At 73.5% G+C, this 14,554-nt stretch carries 17 protein-coding genes; 10 read left to right on the forward strand and 7 right to left on the reverse strand.

Features of this window, described 5'->3' with window-relative positions:
• Positions 1-79 precede the first annotated feature (79 nt).
• Positions 80-814, reverse strand: coding sequence for an SDR family oxidoreductase (locus OOJ91_RS03725; protein ID WP_266242449.1), 735 nt, complete (start codon positions 812-814; stop codon positions 80-82).
• Between the two features lie 126 nt (positions 815-940).
• Here OOJ91_RS03725 and OOJ91_RS03730 point away from each other — a divergent pair, with 126 nt between their 5' ends.
• Positions 941-1,426 carry an RrF2 family transcriptional regulator gene (locus OOJ91_RS03730; RefSeq protein ID WP_266242451.1) on the forward strand — a complete coding sequence of 162 codons (486 nt, stop codon included), beginning with the start codon at positions 941-943 and terminating at the stop codon, positions 1,424-1,426.
• 6 nt (positions 1,427-1,432) lie between these two features.
• On the opposite strand, the gene OOJ91_RS03735 is transcribed toward OOJ91_RS03730, so the two are convergent.
• A complete protein-coding gene (locus OOJ91_RS03735) occupies positions 1,433-2,986 on the reverse strand; it encodes a glycosyltransferase family 39 protein (RefSeq protein WP_266242453.1) in 1,554 nt (517 codons plus the stop codon).
• A 110-nt stretch (positions 2,987-3,096) separates the two neighbouring features.
• On the opposite strand from OOJ91_RS03735, the gene OOJ91_RS03740 reads away from it, so the two are divergent.
• The 4 genes from OOJ91_RS03740 to OOJ91_RS03755 all read left to right on the forward strand — a co-directional run bounded on the left by OOJ91_RS03740 (position 3,097) and on the right by OOJ91_RS03755 (position 5,998).
• The gene (locus OOJ91_RS03740; RefSeq protein ID WP_266242455.1) at positions 3,097-4,128 is read left to right on the forward strand and encodes an aldo/keto reductase; all 1,032 of its coding nucleotides are present in this window, start codon (positions 3,097-3,099) and stop codon (positions 4,126-4,128) included.
• Positions 4,125-4,631, forward strand: coding sequence for a mycothiol transferase (locus OOJ91_RS03745; RefSeq protein ID WP_266242457.1), 507 nt, complete (start codon positions 4,125-4,127; stop codon positions 4,629-4,631). The genes OOJ91_RS03740 and OOJ91_RS03745 overlap by 4 nt, the downstream gene beginning before the upstream one ends.
• Before the next feature lie 24 nt (positions 4,632-4,655).
• Positions 4,656-5,252, forward strand: coding sequence for a GNAT family N-acetyltransferase (locus tag OOJ91_RS03750; RefSeq protein WP_266242459.1), 597 nt, complete (start codon positions 4,656-4,658; stop codon positions 5,250-5,252).
• A gap of 80 nt (positions 5,253-5,332) precedes the next feature.
• Positions 5,333-5,998 (forward strand): hypothetical protein, encoded by a 666-nt coding sequence (locus OOJ91_RS03755; protein ID WP_266242462.1) that lies wholly within the window; start codon positions 5,333-5,335, stop codon positions 5,996-5,998.
• On the opposite strand, the gene OOJ91_RS03760 is transcribed toward OOJ91_RS03755, so the two are convergent.
• Both OOJ91_RS03760 and OOJ91_RS03765 read right to left on the reverse strand, forming a co-directional pair.
• On the reverse strand, positions 5,951-6,214 hold the full coding sequence (locus OOJ91_RS03760) for a flavin reductase (RefSeq protein ID WP_266242466.1): 264 nt from the start codon (positions 6,212-6,214) through the stop codon (positions 5,951-5,953). The genes OOJ91_RS03755 and OOJ91_RS03760 overlap by 48 nt on opposite strands.
• A gap of 276 nt (positions 6,215-6,490) precedes the next feature.
• Positions 6,491-7,723: an MFS transporter gene (locus OOJ91_RS03765; protein ID WP_266242468.1), complete on the reverse strand. Its 1,233-nt coding sequence runs from the start codon at positions 7,721-7,723 to the stop codon at positions 6,491-6,493.
• 68 nt (positions 7,724-7,791) lie between these two features.
• Between OOJ91_RS03765 and OOJ91_RS03770 the strand changes: the two genes are divergently transcribed.
• The 3 genes from OOJ91_RS03770 (at position 7,792) to OOJ91_RS03780 (ending at position 9,008) form a co-directional block, all read left to right on the forward strand.
• Complete coding sequence (locus tag OOJ91_RS03770; protein ID WP_266242470.1) at positions 7,792-8,298, forward strand: MarR family winged helix-turn-helix transcriptional regulator; 507 nt, start codon at positions 7,792-7,794, stop codon at positions 8,296-8,298.
• Positions 8,299-8,386: 88 nt separating this feature from the next.
• Complete coding sequence (locus tag OOJ91_RS03775) at positions 8,387-8,881, forward strand: GNAT family N-acetyltransferase (RefSeq protein ID WP_266242472.1); 495 nt, start codon at positions 8,387-8,389, stop codon at positions 8,879-8,881.
• A gap of 4 nt (positions 8,882-8,885) precedes the next feature.
• Positions 8,886-9,008 (forward strand): hypothetical protein, encoded by a 123-nt coding sequence (locus tag OOJ91_RS03780; RefSeq protein ID WP_266242474.1) that lies wholly within the window; start codon positions 8,886-8,888, stop codon positions 9,006-9,008.
• Here OOJ91_RS03780 and OOJ91_RS03785 read toward each other — a convergent pair.
• Complete coding sequence (locus OOJ91_RS03785; protein ID WP_266242476.1) at positions 8,998-10,194, reverse strand: helix-turn-helix transcriptional regulator; 1,197 nt, start codon at positions 10,192-10,194, stop codon at positions 8,998-9,000. The two genes, OOJ91_RS03780 and OOJ91_RS03785, sit on opposite strands and share 11 nt — an antisense overlap.
• A gap of 23 nt (positions 10,195-10,217) precedes the next feature.
• On the opposite strand from OOJ91_RS03785, the gene OOJ91_RS03790 reads away from it, so the two are divergent.
• Positions 10,218-11,216, forward strand: coding sequence for a tyrosine-type recombinase/integrase (locus OOJ91_RS03790; RefSeq protein WP_266242478.1), 999 nt, complete (start codon positions 10,218-10,220; stop codon positions 11,214-11,216).
• Positions 11,217-11,245: 29 nt separating this feature from the next.
• Complete coding sequence (locus OOJ91_RS03795; RefSeq protein WP_266242480.1) at positions 11,246-12,091, forward strand: LLM class flavin-dependent oxidoreductase; 846 nt, start codon at positions 11,246-11,248, stop codon at positions 12,089-12,091.
• A 16-nt stretch (positions 12,092-12,107) separates the two neighbouring features.
• Here the strand turns inward: OOJ91_RS03795 and OOJ91_RS03800 are convergent, their stop codons facing one another.
• Both OOJ91_RS03800 and OOJ91_RS03805 read right to left on the reverse strand, forming a co-directional pair.
• Positions 12,108-12,479, reverse strand: coding sequence for a VOC family protein (locus OOJ91_RS03800; protein ID WP_266242482.1), 372 nt, complete (start codon positions 12,477-12,479; stop codon positions 12,108-12,110).
• Between the two features lie 291 nt (positions 12,480-12,770).
• On the reverse strand, positions 12,771-14,474 hold the full coding sequence (locus OOJ91_RS03805) for an acyl-CoA dehydrogenase family protein (RefSeq protein ID WP_266242483.1): 1,704 nt from the start codon (positions 14,472-14,474) through the stop codon (positions 12,771-12,773).
• Between the last annotated feature and the right edge of the window lie 80 nt (positions 14,475-14,554).

The raw sequence follows: 14,554 nt of genomic DNA on the forward strand, positions 1-14,554 counted from the left end.
GTGACGCAGCTTCTGCGGCGCCGAGGTGGGTGTGGTGTTCCGGCGCGGAGGCTATGCGCCGGAACACCACTGGTGAGGGTCAGCGCGCCAGCCACTCCCGGTAGGACGTCGGCGCGTTGACGGCGTCCTCCTTGGCGATCAGCACGTCGCCCGGGACGGCGGCGAACATGCCGGCGCTGTCGTCGGTGGTGACGGTGCGCTGGTCGCCGTGCGCGGCGAGTGTGATCCGGCCCAGTTCGTCGAGCGGGAACACGTCGGGGCCGGCGACGTTGCGTACGCCCCGCAGGGGTGCGCCCACGCTGACGTCGGCGACGGCCTGGGCCACGTCGGCCGCGGCCATCGGCTGCACGGGGGTGCGGGGCAGGCGGACGGTGTTCTCGTCGGCGGTCCAGGAAAGGACCGCGTCGACGAACTCGAAGAACTGGGTGGCGCGGACGATCGAGTACGGCACCGCGCTGGCCTTGAGGATGTCCTCCTGGAGCACCTTCGCGCGGTAGTAGGCCAGGTCGGGCACCTGGTCGACGCCGACGATGGACAGGATCACCGCGTGGCCGACGCCGGCCCGCTCGGCGGCCGTCAGGAGGTTGTCCATGGTCGTCTGGAAGAAGGCGGGGGAGGCGTCGTCGAAGGTCGGCGAGTTCGTCAGGTTGACGACGACCTCGGCGTCCTTGAGCGCCTCGGGCAGACCCTGTCCGCTGAGGAGGTCGACCCCGGTCGACTGCGAGTGCGCAACCGCGTCGTGCCCGGCCGCCTGCAGGATCCGGACGACCTGGGACCCGATCAGTCCGGTCCCGCCCATCACGGCGATCCTCATGTCCGTACCACCTTTCCTGTCCGTTTTGTCCGCCATGCCGCTACGACACTTAACTCGGACTTCCTATGTCCGAGAACTATACTCGGACAGGTAGGGTCCGAGTATCGGGGTGGCTAGGGTGAGACGATGAAGATGTCCGGCGGGGTCGAGTGGGCGCTGCACTGCTGTGTCGTGCTCACGGCCAGCAGCAGGCCCGTCCCGGCCGCCCGGCTCGCGGAGCTGCACGACGTCTCCGGCAGCTACCTCGCCAAACAGCTCCAGGCGCTTGCCCGCGCCGGGCTCATTCATTCCGTGCAGGGCAAGGCGGGCGGCTACGCGCTGACCCGCGCTCCGGAGAGCATCAGCCTGCTCGACGTGGTCCACGCCGTCGACGGGCCGGGGCCCGCCTTCGTCTGCACCGAGATCCGTCAGCGCGGCCCCCTGGCCACCCCACCCGACGCCTGCACCCGCGCGTGCCCGATAGCGCGTGCCATGGCGAGCGCCGAGAAGGCGTGGCGCGCGGCCCTGGCCGAGGTCACGATCGCCGACCTCGCCCGCGACGTCGACGTCGACTCCGGCCCCGAGGCCCTGGCCGGCGTCAGCGCCTGGCTCACCGGCGGCAGCGCCGGCTGACCGCGCTCAGCCGGCGCGGCGGACCTCGGTGTCCCAGATCTGCGCCCACGGACGCCGCAGCCCTCGACACACGAAGATCGGGCCGCCGTTCTCGTCGTTGTCCACCTCGACCCGCTGATCCACCCGCCCGGCGAGCACGCAGTCGTCGAACCAGGCGTTCAGCGCGTCGGGACGCTCCCAGCCGACCGCGACGACCACGTCCGCCTCGGCGGGTGGACGACCGAAATCGATCATGCTGTTGTGCCCGGAGTACGCCCGGGGGAGCCCACGGGCCGGCCCGTAGCGGGCGAGTGCCCCGGCCTCCCCGTAGTTGCCGGTGAGGATGACCGCCCGTGCGCGCTCCTGCGGCGGCAGGCCACGATGGACGGCGGCGACCGAGTCGGCGAACGCCGGCCAGCCGATGGTCTCGCCGGCGTCGTAGTTGACGTCGACCACGAAAGCGGGCAGCCGCTCGGCAGGCAGCACCGGCAGCAGCAGCACCACGGTGGGCAGGAGGAACGGCACCGCGCCCGCCGCGAGCACCCCCCGCCGCAGCCACACCGACCCCCGCGACGCCCAGGCGACTGTCACCACCGCGCCCGCGGCGGCGAGCACGAGCAGCAGAGGCGCGTCGTAGTAACCCTTGCCGCCGGCGACAAGGACGATGCCGACCACGACGACCCAGGCCCAACCCACCGCGCGGTACGCCCGCCACGCCGGCCGGCGCAGCAACGCGACGAGGCCGGCGATCCAGATCGGCACGGCGTACGGGCTGATGATGAGGAACTGCAGAGTGAAGGCGTCGATGCGCCCGCTGTAGGAGCCGTCACCGTCGGCGATGGAGGCGGCGACGCCGAGCTGCGGAAAACCGTGCGCGGCCTGCCAGATCAGGTTCGGGGCGGCCAGCAGTACGGCGATCCCGGCGGCGGCGAGCACCCCTCTGTCGCGGAGCAGTCGACGCGGCCCGGCGATCAGCACCCCGGCGAGCAGACCCACGGCCAGCAGCGCGGGCAGCAGCTTGTTGAGCATGCCCACGCCGAGCACCAGCCCGAGCGCGAGCGCCCACCGGCTGTCCCCGGTGCGCAGCAACCGCACCGCGCACCACGCCACGGCGAGCCAGACCAGCAGGTCGACGGTCGTGGTGCTGAGCAGGTGCCCGCCGGCGAGCACGATGCCGGACAGCGCGGCCAGCACCGCCGCGAAGCTCTGCCCGCTGCGGCCACCGCCCAGCTCGCGGGCGATGGCGGCGACGAGCAGGACGGCGACGCCGGCCAGCAGCGCCGACGGCGTCCGCAGCACCACCAGGTTGCCCGGCGCGATCGTGTCGAGCAGCCGGGCCAACGCCGGGACGAGCGGGCCCTGGTCGACGTAGCCCCAGGCCAGGTGCCGGCCGCAGAGCAAGAAGTAGAGCTCGTCGCGGTGGTAGCCGTAACGGCCGGAGAGCAGCAGCAGCGTCACGCTCGTCGCCGCGGCCAGCAGCCACGGGCCCCGTGCACGTGGACCGGGCTGCGGCAGGTGCTCCGGCTCGGACGACGGCCCCGGCCGGTGCGGTCGATCGGTGTCGATGACGGGCTCGGTCACCGACCCATCATCGCCGGTGCGGCCGCCGAGTGGGTGCCCGTACGCCTGCGGGTGCGGGTGCCCTGAGCAGGTGCGAAGATCAGCTTGGTAACTCGGACCGAGAGGACGACATGCGATACCGCACTCTGGGCGCCACCGGCACGGTGGTGTCGACCCTGTGTCTGGGCACGATGACCTTCGGCGCGGAGACCGACGAGGAGGGCAGCTTCGCGCAGCTGGACCGGTTCGTCGAGGCCGGCGGCACCTTCCTCGACACCGCCGACGTCTACTCCACAGGCATCTCCGAGGAGATCGTCGGCCGTTGGCTGCGGGCACGCCCCGACGTGCGTGACCGCCTCGTCATCGCCACCAAGGGCCGGTTCCCGATGGGCCCGGGGGCGAACGACGCCGGCCTGTCCCGGGTGCACCTCACCCGGGCCCTGGACGCCAGCCTCCGGCGGCTCGGCGTCGAGGCCGTCGACCTGTACCAGGCGCACGCCTGGGATCCGCTGACCCCGCTGCCGGAGACCCTGCGCTTCTTCGACGACGCCGTCCGCGCCGGCAAGATCCGCTACGCGGGGGTCAGCAACTTCACCGGGTGGCAGTTGCAGAAGGCAGCCCTGCTCACCCAGCACCTCAACCTGACCCCGATCGTGACCCTCCAGCCGCAGTACAACCTGCTGGCGCGGGAGATCGAGTTCGAGCTGGTGCCGGTCTGCGAGAACGAGGGCATCGGCATCCTGCCGTGGTCGCCGCTGGGTGGCGGCTGGCTGACCGGCAAGTACCAGCGCGACAGCGCGCCCACCGGCGCCACCCGGCTCGGCGAGAACCCGCAGCGCGGCGTCGAGGCGTACGCGGGTCGCAACGCCGAGGAGCGCACCTGGCGGGTGCTCGACGCCGTCGGCCAGGTCGCCCGGGAGCGTGGCGTGTCCATGTCGGCGGTGTCGTTGGCCTGGCTGGCGGCCCGACCGGCGGTCACCTCGGTGATCCTCGGCGCGCGGACCACCGAGCAGCTCGACGACAACCTGACCGCCGCCGACCTGGTCCTCGACGCCGAGCAGATGCGGCTACTGGACGAGGCGAGCGCCCCGCTGGTAGGCGACTACCCGTACGGCGGCGCCGGCGTGCGTCAGCGTGGCCGCGACCTGCCGACCGGGTCATGATTCCCTTTCCCGAGCCCACCAGCCCGGCCGGCAGCCGCTCCGAGGTGTTCCTGCGCTACCTCGACTACTTCCGGGAGTCCGCGGTGACCAAGGTGTCGGCGCTGGCGGAGCCGGAGCTGCGGCAGAGTCGCCTGCCGTCCGGGTGGACCCCGTTGGAGCTGCTCAAACACCTGCGCCACGTCGAGCTGCGCTGGATCGAGTGGGGTTTCCAGGGCCGGGCGGTCGCCGAGCCGTGGGGCGACCGTCGCGACGACCGCTGGTACGTCGCTCCCGACGAGACCCGCTCCGACCTGGTGGCGGCGCTGCGGGCGCAGGGCGCGCACACCACCGCCGTGGTCTCGGCGCACGACCTGGCGGACATCGGCGCGCCGGGCCCGCGCTGGAACGACGCCGATCCGGCGTCGCTGGAGCGGGTGCTGTTCCACCTCGTCCAGGAGTACGCCCGCCACGTCGGCCACCTCGACGTGGTCGCCGAGCTGGCGGGCGGCCCGACCGGAGAGTGACGCCGTCCAGTCGATAATGGCCCGATGCCGCTGCTCGTCGCGCCCGCGCTGCCCGTGGGCACCCTCGCCGCCCAGGAGCAACCCCACCTTCCGGTACGCCCCGGACTGACGCTGCGGCCGTGGCACGACGGGGACGCTCCGGTCGTCCGGGCGGCGTTCGACTGTCCGGCGATCCAGCGCTGGCATGTGCTCCGGTTGGACGACGAGGCCGAGGCCAGGGCGTGGACTGCGCAGTGGATCGGCCGTTGGCGTGCCGAGACGGCCGCCAGTTGGGCGATCGTCGACGCCGACGACCGACCGGTCGGTCAGGTGGGCCTGCGGCAGGTGTCGCTTGTGGAGGCGTCGGCGGACGCGTCGTACTGGGTGCTGCCCACCGCGCGGGGCAGGGGGATCGCCGCCGCGGCGCTGCGGGCGCTGACCCGGTGGAGCTTCGCGGCGGGGTTGCACCGGCTGGCCGTGGAGCACTCGACAGCCAACGCGGCGTCGTGCCGGGTGGCCACAGGTGCGGGCTTCACCCCGGAGGGTGTGGTACGGGGATCGGCGCGGCACGCCGACGGCTGGCACGACATGCACCTGCACGCACGGCTGCGCACCGACGGTCCTCGTACGTACAACCCGTGAGGTCGGCATCGACGTCACGGCCGCGATAATCCTCTGCGCCGGACGCCGGCTTCGTTGATCATGAGTAGGTGACACGCGCCGTGAGCTACGTGCTGGCCGGGTTCGTTGCCGGCTTTCGCTGGACTCCCGCCAGCGAGGACTGGACCGCCGACCTGCCGCGCGCCGTGCCCACTGTCAGCGACTGCCTCACCGATTTTCTCCCCGCCGACCAGGACATCGAGCCGTGGCAACAGCCGCTTTTCGCGCCCTGGCACCGGTCCTTGCACCAGGCCGCCACCGCCGTCAGGCACGCGCCTCCGGAACCTCGCACCGCTCACGTGCTCAGCATGAGCGTGCCGGCGACAGGGGCCACCGGGTTGGCGACACTGATCGAGGAGTGGATCGGCGACCTCCCGCATCCCATCCGGATGAACCTCGCGCGACCCACGGCCGCCCCACCAGGTACGGTCCACGGATTCGAGGTGCTCGGTTTCGATATCGGCCTCCGCCTGCACAGCTGGCTCTGCTACCGCCTGGACACCCAGGCCCTCGCCAAGCTCGGCATCCGGCCGGGAGATTCAGCGCTGCTGACCACCCTCGACGATGCACAGCGAGTCGCGGACATGGCAAACGACAATCACGGCACCCACGACGGCACCCCCGAAGACATCACCTGGATTCCCGCGCTCATCACCGAGCACGACATCGACGAGGTTCCATCAGCGGGCTTGCGCCCAGCCGACGAAACGCGGTGTCAGGTCGGGTAGCGCCACACCGGGGTGGAGCACGGTGAGGTCGGCTTCGGCCTGCTTCCGGACTGTCTCCAGGTGGGTCAACAGACCCGGGCGATCCTCGCGGTACTCGCCGAGCAGACGCAGCTTCGCGGTCGAGCACGGCCAGAGGAGGCCGCAGACCGGGCAGCGCCACGACGGGCGCAACGGGGAGTGCGTCGACTTCCTGGCCTTTCCTTCGGCGTGTGGCACGGGTTCTCCTCCTGGGTCGGCTGCTGGAAGCGGGGCCGTTTCTGGTCGCGGAAGCGGCCCCGCCACGAACGCGTCCGCCGGGCTCGGATCCCTGCCGGCCGCGCCGTCTATACCGCACTTTCCCGGGAGTCTCTGGACAAGCAAACAGCGTTACGAAAGATCGCGACGGCGCGACGCTCACGATCAGCCCGCAGGCGTGGCGGAGCTTCGTCGCCATGGCACTCGACGCCCGCTGACCGTCCACATCACGCGCACCGCACGGCCGGCCCGAGGTGATCAGCGCACGCCGGCGGGTTCGGCCGGTTGCGGTGGCACGCCCGTCGGCCAGGTGAGCCGACGTACGCCGGGCACCAGCGAGGTGCCGGCGCAGGAGGCCAGGACCAGCAGGCCGGCGACCGCCAGGGGTACGGGCGCACCGAACGCCTCGGCGGCCAGGGGCGCCAGCGCGTAGCCCAGCGGCATCGCGCCCAGCGACACCAGCCAGTCGTACGAGGTGACCCGGGCCAGGACCTCGGGGGGAAACTGGTGCTGCACCACTGTCTCCCAGACCGGGTTGAGATAGCCGAGGGCGGTCAGCGCCACGGCGTACGTGACGATCACGGCCGGGGCGGGCGCGGCGGCGGCGAGCAGGAACAGCGGCACGGCGTAGGTGGCGAGCCCGAGGTTGGCCAGCAGCACCGGTCGGCGCAGTCGGACCCGCCCGGCCAGCAGTGAGCCGGCGAGCATGCCGACCGCGCCGGCCTGTAACAACAGGACCCAGGTCGCCTCGCCGCCGAGACGGTCGATGGCGATGGCCGGCCCGAGGGTCATCAGCACGGCGGCGGCGCCGTTCCACACGCCGTGCCCGAGCAGGCTGGTCCAGAACCAGTCGCGAGCGCGGACCTCGCCGAAGCCGTGGCGCAGGTCGGTGAGGATCGAGCGGCGGGGCGCCGGCACGTGGCGGACCCGGACCAGCGCGAGCAGGACGGCGCTGAGCGCGAACGACGCGCTGTCGATGACGAACGCCCAGCCGGGCCCGGCGGCCCAGATCAGCACGCCCGCAAGCGCCGGGCCGAGCAGCCGGCTGGTGTTGGCGGTGACTCCCATCAGGGCGTTGGCCCGCTGCCGGTCGGCCGGCTCGACGGTCCCGGCGACCAGGGGCGCCGCTGTCGGGATGGCGAACGCCGACGCGGTGCCGCCGAGCGCGGAGGCCACCACGACTGTGGTCAGCGACGGGTCGCCGCCGAGCAGCTGGACGCCTACCGCCAGTTGGGTCGCGCAGCGGACCAGGTCGGCCAGCAGGGCGACGCGGCGGGCGGCGAACCGGTCGGCGACGACGCCGCCGAGCGGCAGGAGAAGCAGCCGGGGCACCATCGCCGCGGCGAGGACGACTGCCAACGCCCCGGTCGACCCGGTCGCGCGCAGCACGGCCAGGGCGAGCGCGGCGGGCACCACCGCGTCCCCGACGGCCGAGACGGTGCGGCCGAGGAACAGCAGCCGGAAGGGGCGGGTGCGCAGGGGGTGAGCCATGCCGGCAATGTACTTCGACGCTGAACCTTTCGGCAATGAATATTTCGTTGGTGAGCTAAGCTGGCCGCGTGACCGACACTCCGGACGCCGTCGACAGGCACGTCGAACGCTGGCTGCCCGTGGTGCCCGACCTCGATGTGGACGTCGAGGGCGCGGTGACCCGGATGATCCACCTGACCCGGCACCTGCGGGCGGTCAAGGAGCGGGTCCTGGCCGACTTCGACCTGCCGCCACACGAGTACGACACCCTGCACGCCCTAGCCGGCAGGCGTGGCCGGGCGGCTCCCTCGGATCTAGCCTCGGACATGTCCGTGGCGCCCGCCTCCATCACCGCCCGCGTCGACACCCTGCTTCGGCGGGGCTTCGTGCGCCGCATTCCGTCCACGGTCGACCGTCGTCGGGTGGACGTGGAACTCACCGACGAGGGCGAGGCCGCGTGGCGCGGGGCGATGGAGGTCCAGGGCGCCGAGGAGCACCGGTTGCTCGGCGCCCTGACGCCGGCCGAGCGGCGGGTGCTGTCCGACCTGCTGCGTCGCGTGCTCCTCGTCAGCGAGCAACCCGTCGACGCGCCGTAGACCTGCCACCGAGCGGGCGCGCCCGAGTACGGGGTCAACCAGCGGATCGCTGCGGAAAAGCCGTTGACCGGGCACTGATGATCGACAGGTGACCACCACCGTTCGGCCCGCCTGGGTAACCGCCACCGTCCGTCCCGACCATCCCGACGCGACAGAGCTGCTGCGTGAGTACATGACGGAGATGGTGGTGCGCTACCACTGCCGCCCGGCGCGAGCGGGCGAGGTCGACGAGGCGCTGGCCGAGCTGCCCAGCGACGACCTGGCGCACCCCGGGGGTCTGCTCCTGCTGGCCTACCGCGACGGGGCCCTGGCCGGCTGCGCCGGGCTGCGGTGGCATCCCGACTGGGCCGAGCTGACGCGCGTGTTCGTTCGCCCCACGTACCGGGGCGCGGGTGGGGGCGCCGCCCTGCTGGCCGCCGTCGAGCAGCGGGCGCGGGCAGCCGGGGCGGACCGCATCCGCCTCGACACCCGCTCCGACCTGGTCGAGGCCCGCGCCCTGTACACCCGGCACGGCTACGCCGAGATCCCGGCGTACTCGCAGGGCCCGTACGCCGAGCACTGGTTCGAGAAACGACTGAGCTGACCGCTTGACGGCCGCCGCGGCAGCCGACGGGGTGCTGACGCCGCGCATCCCCGTCGCCGAGCGGGCCAAGCCCCGCCGCGCCACCATCACCGCCAACGGCGACGCGCGCCGGCAGATCAACGCCTGATCGTGACGACGGCCTCGACGGCCGGCACCTGCACCGAGGTGCCGGCCGTCGGCGTTTCGGGCGCCGCGACGCCAGCTTGCGGCTCCGAGAGCGGCGCCGCGACGCCGGCTTGCGTGCCGCCCGACGGCGCGGCGTCCCCGGGCGGTGGGTAGAGCGCGGCGAGGGCGTGGGCGGTGCCGGCGAGCAGCTCCCGCAACTCGGGCGGGGCGAGCACCTCCGCCTGCGCGCCGAGCTTGAGCAATTCGACGCAGCCGTGTCGGATCGACTCGATCGGCACGGTCGTCGTGACCCAGCCGTCCGCGTCCGGGGCGTCGGCGCGGTCCTGCGCGGCCCGGCTCATCGCGGGCGGAAACAGGTAGGTCGTCTGCGCCAGCGCCGCCACGGTCATCCGCACCCGAGCCTCGGCGCGATACACCCCCCGCTCGTAGCGGGCGGCGTGCTCCTGCCAGCAGCCCGCCAGGTCGAAACCGGCCGGCCGCCCGGCGGGTTCGTCGAGCACGGTCAGGTCCAGGATCGCCCCCACCCGGTAGGTGCGCACCTGCCCGGACGCGGCGGCGACCAGGTACCAACGGCCGGCCTTGAGCACCACCCCGAGCGGGTCGAGGGTTCGGGTCACCTCGCGGGGCGCCTGCCACCGCCGGTAGCGCACGTTGACCCGACGGTCCTCCCACACCGCCGTCGCCAGCGCGGCCAGGTGTGGTGTCGGCTCGGGTTCGCGAAACCAGCTCGGCGCGTCCAGGTGGAACCGCTGGCGGATCCGGGCGCCCCGGTCGGCGAGGTCCGTCGGCAGCGCGGCGCTCAGCTTCAGCTCCGCTGTGGCCAGCACCGAGCCCAGGCCCAGCTCGGCGGCCGGGCCGGGCATGCCGGCCAGGAACAACGCCTCGGCCTCACCGGCGGTCAGGCCGGTGAGCCGGGTGCGGTAGCCGTCGAGCAGGCGGTAACCACCGGCCGGGCCACGCTCGGCGTACACGGGCACACCGGCGGCCCCCAGCGACTCCACGTCGCGGTACACCGTGCGAACCGACACCTCCAGGGCGTCGGCCAGTTCGGTGGCGGTCATCCGCCCCCGGGCCTGCAGGAGCAGCAGCAGGGAGACCAGCCGGCTGGCACGCACCGTGCGACCGTAGCCGACACCGTCCGCGCCGCCGCGCGCGCCGGCGTCGGCGCGCCTGCGTGGCAATCCCATCCGCTGCTGAGAACCTTTTTCACATGGTGTCCTCCGACGCTCCCGTGCTCGCCCGCCCCACCGCCCGACCGGCCCTGCCGAGCGGGCCGGTCGACGTCACCGAGGCGTGGCTGCGTAACCGTCGGTTGTCCGACCACACCCGCGACGCCTACCGCCGCGACGTCACCGCGTGGCTCGGCTGGTGCGCCGGCCGTGACCTGGACCCGCTGCGGGCCACCTTCCTGCACGTCAACGAGTACGCCCGCACGCTGGAGTCCACTCTCGTCGCCCGCAGCGGACGACCGTTGACCCCGGCGACCGTGGCACGTCGGTTGTCGGCGCTGTCCAGCTGGTACGACTTCCTCGTCAAGCTCGGCGGCGTGCCCGCCAACCCGGTCTCCGGCGCGGACCGGCCCCGCGTCGACCGGGACCACTCCGCCACCGTCGGGCTCACCCCGGAGGAGGTGGACGCGCTGCTCACCGCCGCCGACGCGGAGACCGGCCCGACGGCGGCCCGCAACCGCGCGGCGATCGCGCTGCTTGCCGATCTGGGCCTGCGGGTCGGGGAGCTGGTCTCGCTGAACCTGGCCGATCTCGGCACCGAACGCGGCCACCGTAGCGTGCGCTTCGTCGGCAAGGGCGGCAAACAGCGTCGCCGCGCCCTCACCCCGGGCACCGCGTACGCGGTGGACGCGTACCTGGCCCAGCGGGCCGCCACCGCCGGCGTGCCGGTGACACACCTGACCGGACCCCTGCTGGTCACCGCCAGCGGCGCCCGGCTCGACAGGCACTCGGTGTTCCGGATGGTCCGCCGACTGGCCCGGGCCGCCGGCATCCCGGCCTGGGCGCGACTGTCCCCGCACTCGCTGCGACACGCGTTCGCCACCACCGCCCGCTCCGAGGGTGTTCCCCTCGAAGACGTGCAGGACGCCATGGGGCACGCCGACCCGCGGACCACCCGCCGCTACGACCGGGACCGGCACAACCTCGACCGCGACCCGGCGTACGCGGTGTGGGCCGCCCGGTCCCGCCGCCGCGGCTGACTGTCTGACCCCCGGCCTACGGTCGGCGGATGCGATACGGACTGGAGATTCCCTGCGGTGGCGGCACCGTTGCGGTGTCCACCCTGGTCGAGCTGGGTGAGCTTGCCGAGAGCGCCGGGTGGGACGGGGTGTTCCTGGAGGATTACGTGATCCACTACTCCGGCGACGACCCGTTCACCTACGACCCGTGGTTGGTGCTCACCGCGATCGCCGGGCGCACCGACCGGGTGCGCCTGGGCACCACTGTCACCGCGCTGCCCCGCCGCCGCCCCGCGAAGCTGGCCCGCGAGGTGCTGACCCTCGACCACCTGAGCGCGGGCCGGGCCACCGTGGCGGTCGGTGTCGGCGACCCCGGCGACCGGGGCCTGGCCGCGTTCGGTGAGCCGACCGAGGTGGCCGTGCGCGCCGCGATGCTCGACGAGGGCCTCGACCTGCTCACCGGCCTGCTCGCCGGTGAGCAGGTCGACCATCGCGGCACCCACTACCGCGCCGAGAAGGTGGCGCTGCGGCCACCGCCCGTGCAGTCACCTCGCGTGCCGGTCTGGGTCGGCGGCAGCACCCAGGCCGGGGCGGTGCGACGTCGTGCGGCCCGCGCCGACGGCATCGTGCCGTACAAGCTCACCGACACCGACGGCTGGGCCGACTTCACCCCCGACGAGGTCCGCGACCTCGTCGCCGCCCTGCCCCCGACCCGGGCCGACGGCCAGCCGTTCGACGTGGCGATCGGCGGGCGACGCCGCCGCCCGGACGAGCGCGCCGAGCGGACCTACCACCGTGAGCTGGCCGCCGCCGGGGCAACCTGGTGGTTGGAGTACGTCCCGGTCGGCGACCCGGCCGCGATGCGCGCCGCGGTGGCCCGAGGCCCGCTGCGCTGAGCGTCGCGCCCGCGGGTCAGCCCTGCGGCCGGGGGCAGATGCAGAACGGCTGCCCGATCGGGTCTAGCAGCACCACCCACCGGTCGCCGCCAGGTTGGAACTCCGGCTTCGACGCGCCGACGGCGACGAACTCCTTCGTGGCCACGGCCAGGTCGTCGACGTAGAGGTCGAGGTGGTAGCGCTTCTGCCCGGCCGGGTCCGGCCAGGACGGCGGCTGGTAGCCCTCGACCAGACCGAAGCCGATGGACGCGCCACCGCCGCTGATCATCGCGTACTCGGCTTCGCTGTGGGTGATCTCCCAGCCCAGCGCCCGGTGGTAGAAGGCGGCGTGTGCGGCGGGGTCGGAGCTGTCCAGGTTGACCATCGCGAGGTCGGCGGTTGTCGTCATGTGGGCAGTCTGCCCCGGCGTACCTGCCAACCGATGTCAGGTACGCCGGGTTTTCTCGACACTCGTCACGGTGTCGCCTCAGCGCCAGGCCCCGGCAGCAGCTCGATGTCCGTAGCTCGCATGGGTCTGTCGCAAACGGAGCACCGCAGCTCCACATGGCTGATCTTGCCGCAGGCCGGAGGGTTGGCCGCAGACCCAGCCCTACCAATGGTGGCGGCTGCGCGACGAGTACGACACGTCGGAGGATCCGTCACGGTGAGCCCGGGTGTCGCCCCTGCTCGTGCCGACTGGTCAGCAGAGCAGGTCCAGGTGGTGGTGGGCGTCCTCGGCGATGTCCTCGTGCCGCAGCCACCGTCGCGCCCACAGTCGAGCGGCCAGCTCCGCCTGCTCGTCACCCCATGCGGCGTGCTCCACGAGCAGGGCGGCGGTCAACGCGTACGCCAGGCGCAGCGCCAGGCCGCGGGCGCCCGCGACCACCGCCGCCGCGCCCGGTTCGGCCGTCACCGACGTGATGGTGTCGCCCAACTGCGCGGCAGCGGCGGCCAGGGTGTCGGCCAGCGCGGGCGACAGCGGCCGGGCCAGGTCGACGGCGGCGGCGAGCCGGCTCAGTAGTGGCGCCCCGGCGTCCTCCCGGGTCAGCGCGCGCAGCACGTCGAGGGCCAGCACGTTTGTGGTGCCCTCCCAGATCGGCAGCACCTGCGCGTCGCGCAGCAGACGGGGCACGCCGGTGTCCTCCACGTAGCCGGCGCCGCCGAAGCTCTCCACGTACTCGCTGGCGGAGCTGACGGCGAGCCGCCCGGTGGCCAGCTTCGCCAGCGGCGCCACGATGCGCAGCTCCGCCGCGGCCTCCGGGTCGGCGCCGACCTCGACCCGCCCGAGCAGCGCGAACGCGTGCCCGGCGAGGGCGAACGCGCCCGCCGCGTCGACCGCGAGGGTGCCCAGCGTGGCACGGTGCAACGGCGAGGACGCCAACGCGCCACCCGCCACGTGCCGTGCGTCGGCGTACGCGCGGGCGTAGGCGAGCCCCCGTCGCATTCCGCCGGCCGCGGCGGAGGCGTTGTGCACCCGGGTCACCACGACCAGGGTCATCGCCCGGACCAGACCGGGCACCGCCGGGTCACCCAGCGGCATCGCGTACGCGTCGCGCAGGCCGATCTCGGCGGTCGGCAACGCCCGGGTGCCGAGCTTGTCCTTGAGCCGGTGCACGATGACACCGGGGGCGGGCGCGTCCGGTGCCGAGCCGGTGGTCAGCGGCGAGTCGACCGCGTAACGGGGAACGAGGAACGGGGCGAGCACCCGGCTGCCCCGTCCGGCACCCTCGGGGCGGGCCAGCGCCACCGCCATCGCGGCGTCGGCGGCGGAGCAGAACCACTTCTCCCCGGTCAGTCGCCACGAACCGTCGGCGGCGGGACGGCCGACGGTGCCGGAGCGGCCCAGGTCGGAGCCGCCCTGCGACTCGGTCATCCACTGCCCGCTGGTGATCGCCGTGGCCGGGTCGGTGGAGGTCAGCCGGGGCAGCCACGCGTCGCGGACACCGGCGTCGACGTCGGGGAGGCTGAGTAGCGCCGCCGCCCCGTCGGCCATCGCCACCGGGCAGGAGAACGTCGCCGACTCCGGCCCGTACACATGCAGCAGCGCGTGTTGCACGACCCGCGCGGCGGCCCCCCAGGTGCCGCGCGCGTCGGGCAGGTAGGGCAGCGCGACCACTGCGTGGCGGGCGGCGGCGGCACGCTGCGCCTGCCAGCCGGCGGACGTCTCGATGCGGTCGATCCGGGCGCCCCACGGGTCGTAGCGGACAAGCGTCGGCGGGTGCGCCTCGGCATCGGCGTGCGCCGCGCGCAGCGGCCCGGTGACGTCGGCGGCCAGCTCGGCGAGGCGACCCTTGGCGGCCGCGTGTCCGGCCGGGCCGAGGTGACGCTCCAGCCAGGACCGCAGCAGGGCATCACCGGTGTACGGGTCGGCGGGCGGTGGTACCGGCTGCACGAAGCGGCTCATCGATCGACTCCCTGGCGCTGCGGGGGGATGTGCGCCGACGGTAGACGATGCGTGGCCGCACCGAAAAGGGGCCCAGTTTC

Source organism: Micromonospora lupini (assembly GCF_026342015.1).
Lineage (GTDB): Bacteria > Actinomycetota > Actinomycetes > Mycobacteriales > Micromonosporaceae > Micromonospora > Micromonospora lupini_B.

Excerpts from the sequence above, each read along its gene's own strand:
- OOJ91_RS03725 (WP_266242449.1), bottom strand. The coding sequence starts at position 814 with ATGAGGATCGCCGTGATGGGCGGGACCGGACTGATCGGGTCCCAGGTC.
- OOJ91_RS03730 (WP_266242451.1), top strand. The coding sequence starts at position 941 with ATGAAGATGTCCGGCGGGGTCGAGTGGGCGCTGCACTGCTGTGTCGTG.
- OOJ91_RS03740 (WP_266242455.1), top strand. The coding sequence starts at position 3,097 with ATGCGATACCGCACTCTGGGCGCCACCGGCACGGTGGTGTCGACCCTG.
- OOJ91_RS03745 (WP_266242457.1), top strand. The coding sequence starts at position 4,125 with ATGATTCCCTTTCCCGAGCCCACCAGCCCGGCCGGCAGCCGCTCCGAG.
- OOJ91_RS03750 (WP_266242459.1), top strand. The coding sequence starts at position 4,656 with ATGCCGCTGCTCGTCGCGCCCGCGCTGCCCGTGGGCACCCTCGCCGCC.
- OOJ91_RS03765 (WP_266242468.1), bottom strand. The coding sequence starts at position 7,723 with ATGGCTCACCCCCTGCGCACCCGCCCCTTCCGGCTGCTGTTCCTCGGC.
- OOJ91_RS03785 (WP_266242476.1), bottom strand. The coding sequence starts at position 10,194 with ATGGGATTGCCACGCAGGCGCGCCGACGCCGGCGCGCGCGGCGGCGCG.
- OOJ91_RS03790 (WP_266242478.1), top strand. The coding sequence starts at position 10,218 with ATGGTGTCCTCCGACGCTCCCGTGCTCGCCCGCCCCACCGCCCGACCG.
- OOJ91_RS03795 (WP_266242480.1), top strand. The coding sequence starts at position 11,246 with ATGCGATACGGACTGGAGATTCCCTGCGGTGGCGGCACCGTTGCGGTG.
- OOJ91_RS03800 (WP_266242482.1), bottom strand. The coding sequence starts at position 12,479 with ATGACGACAACCGCCGACCTCGCGATGGTCAACCTGGACAGCTCCGAC.
- OOJ91_RS03805 (WP_266242483.1), bottom strand. The coding sequence starts at position 14,474 with ATGAGCCGCTTCGTGCAGCCGGTACCACCGCCCGCCGACCCGTACACC.